The organism is Kitasatospora sp. NPDC058478 (genome assembly GCF_042720345.1).
Taxonomy (GTDB): domain Bacteria; phylum Actinomycetota; class Actinomycetes; order Streptomycetales; family Streptomycetaceae; genus Kitasatospora.
In genome coordinates this window covers 1-2,552 of the sequence record NZ_JBHXML010000013.1, presented here as the reverse complement: position 1 = coordinate 2,552, position 2,552 = coordinate 1, and the positions used below count along the sequence as shown (strand labels likewise).

At 73.1% G+C, this 2,552-nt stretch carries 2 protein-coding genes; one reads left to right on the top strand and one right to left on the bottom strand.

The genetic code is table 11. The features are described 5' to 3' along the window. Positions 1 to 110 precede the first annotated feature (110 nt). The gene (locus tag ACFWPT_RS09760) at positions 111 to 488 is read right to left on the bottom strand and encodes a hypothetical protein (protein ID WP_380480792.1); all 378 of its coding nucleotides are present in this window, start codon (positions 486 to 488) and stop codon (positions 111 to 113) included. A gap of 219 nt (positions 489 to 707) precedes the next feature. Between ACFWPT_RS09760 and ACFWPT_RS09755 the strand changes: the two genes are divergently transcribed. Further along, complete coding sequence (locus ACFWPT_RS09755; RefSeq protein ID WP_380480790.1) at positions 708 to 2,495, top strand: LCP family protein; 1,788 nt, start codon at positions 708 to 710, stop codon at positions 2,493 to 2,495. Positions 2,496 to 2,552: the final 57 nt, after the last annotated feature.

The window sequence follows — 2,552 nt, the reverse complement described above, 5'->3', positions numbered from 1 at the left end:
TGACCATCTGCCCGCCCTCCGCGGGACCGGCGCCAGGCCCCCCCCCGGCCCACCCGCCCCGGGGTGCCCCCCCCGGGTGCCGCTGCGGCGCCGGGGCGGGCCACCACAGCTCACTTGCGGCGGCCGAAGATCCGCTTCGCGGCGTAGACGATGCCGACGATCAGCAGCACGAAGAACAGGATGATCAGGATGACCACGACGATCAGGAACTTGCCGAGCTTGGCGAAGAAGCCCGACTTCTTCTTCTCGTCCTTGGCCGCGAGGTGGGCGGCCGGCGCGGTCTGACCGCTCCGGGTGCTGACGGAGACGGCCGGGCCCGCCGCCGGGGCGGCCGGGCCGGAGCCGGTGACGGAAACGGTGGTGGCGGCGGCCGCGACGGGCCGGGGTGCGGCCGTCGCCGTCGCGCTCGACGCCACGGCGGTGAGGCCGACGGCGGCCAGCAGTGCCACCAGGGCGCCGGCTATCGAACGTGCGATCCGGTGAGTCATCGTGCTCCTCGTACGGGTTCTGAGCAGCACAGAGGAGCCTGGCCGACCGGATCCGCTGGTCTGACCAGGTGGTTTTCTCATCTGCGCCTAGTATGCTCCACTGAGTTTCTACAGCGGTGTAAAAGTTTAGCGACGGGCCTGCCCGGATCGGCTCCGGCCCCGGCCACGCACGCCCGCCGGTCCGACGGGGGTTTCGTGGCAACTGTGGAGGATGACGACGTGTCTGGTCGCAGGGGTTCCCCCGGAGCCGGAAAATCGCCGCGCCGGGCAGCCGGCGGCTCGCCGGAGGGCCGCATACCCGACGGCGACATACCCGACGGCCGCGGCCGCACAGCCGAGGAGCGCACCGCGCAGGGCCGCCCGGCGGACGGCGGCCACGCCGGCCGGCCGGATCAGGCAGGCCGGGCCGGTCGGCCGGATCAGGCAGGCCGGGCCGGTCGGGCCAGCCGTACGAGCCGGGCGAAGCCCAAGGCCAAGCGCAGCACCAAGGAGAAGGTGCTCTGGGCGACGGCCGGCTGCACCGCCCTCCTGGTCCTCGGCGGCTGCGCCGTCTACTACCGCCTGAACAGCAACCTCACCACCTTCGACGGCGACGCCCTCAGCAAGGACCGCCCGGCCGCCGCGGCGCCGGACGCCCAGGGCCGCAGCCCGGTCAACGTCCTGCTGATCGGCTCGGACAGCCGCGGCAACGGCAACAGCGACCTCGGCGGCGGCGGGGACGGCGGCGCCCGCTCGGACACCGCGATCCTGCTGCACGTCTACGCCGACCACAAGCACGCCGTCGGCATCTCCATCCCCCGCGACTCCCTGGTCACCATCCCGGCGTGCAAGCTCCCGAACGGCAAGTGGACCAAGGAGCAGACCAATGTGATGTTCAACAGCGCCTTCTCGGTGGGCGACACCGACCAGGGCAACCCGGCCTGCACCCAGAACGCCGTCGAGAAGCTCACCAACCTGCGGGTCGACCACACCATCGTGGTGGACTTCAACGGCTTCGCCTCGATGACCAAGGCGGTCGGCGGCGTCGAGGTCTGTCTGCCGAACGACATCCACGAGGGCGATCTCAACCCGAACCTGGGCAAGAAGGGCAAGCTGGTCTTCCCCAAGGGCAAGCAGAAGGTGGAGGGCCAGTCCGCGCTCGACTTCGTCCGGGTGCGGCACGGCATCGGCGACGGCTCCGACATCGGCCGCACCAAGCGTCAGCAGGCCTTCCTCTCCTCGCTCATCAAGGAGGTCAAGTCCCGCGGCATGGACCCGACCACCCTGCTGCCGCTCGCCGACGCCGCGACCAAGTCGCTCACCGTCGACCCCGACCTCGGCTCGGCGGCCAAGCTGCTCTCCTTCGCCATGTCGCTCAAGGACGTCAACCTGCACGACGTCAAGTTCGTGACGGCGCCGTGGCGCTACGAGGGCCCGCGGGTCGCCCTGCTCCACCCCGACTCGGACCAGCTCTGGGCCGCGCTCAAGGCCGACCGCACCCTGGACGGCCAGGACGCGAGCGCCACCGCCGCGGACTCCGCCGCACCGGGCACCCCCGCCGCCGAGGCCACCCCCAGCCCCACCGCCACCACCCCCGTCCCGGACGCCAAGAGCGGCGAGGCCAAGCCCGCCGACGTGAAGGTCGCCGTGCTCAACGGCACCGGCGCGACCGGGCTCGGCGGCAAGGCCGCGGAGGCCGTCAAGGGTGCCGGCTACACCGTGACCAGCGTCGGCAACGCGGCCGGCAAGCCGCGCGCCACCACGGTCGTCGAGTACGGCGCGGGCGAGCGCGCCGCGGCCGACGCGGTCGCCAAGCTGTTCCCGGGCGCCACCGTCCAGGCCGGCGGCAAGGGCGTCAGCGTGGTGCTCGGCCACGACTTCGCCGCCGCCAATCCGGCCGGTGCCGCCGACCCGGCCGCCTCCGCGTCGCCCGGCGCCCCGGCTGCTCCGGCCCCGGTGCCCAGCAGCGTCGCCAACGCCGCCCGGTCGGCCGACGACGACCCGTGCGCCAACGTGTCGTACGGCTGACCCGGACGGGACGTACGACGACGGCGGGGCGCCTGCGGATCCTGATCCGCAGGCGCC

Coding starts and splice junctions, on each gene's coding strand:
- ACFWPT_RS09760 (WP_380480792.1), bottom strand. CDS start 488: ATGACTCACCGGATCGCACGTTCGATAGCCGGCGCCCTGGTGGCACTG.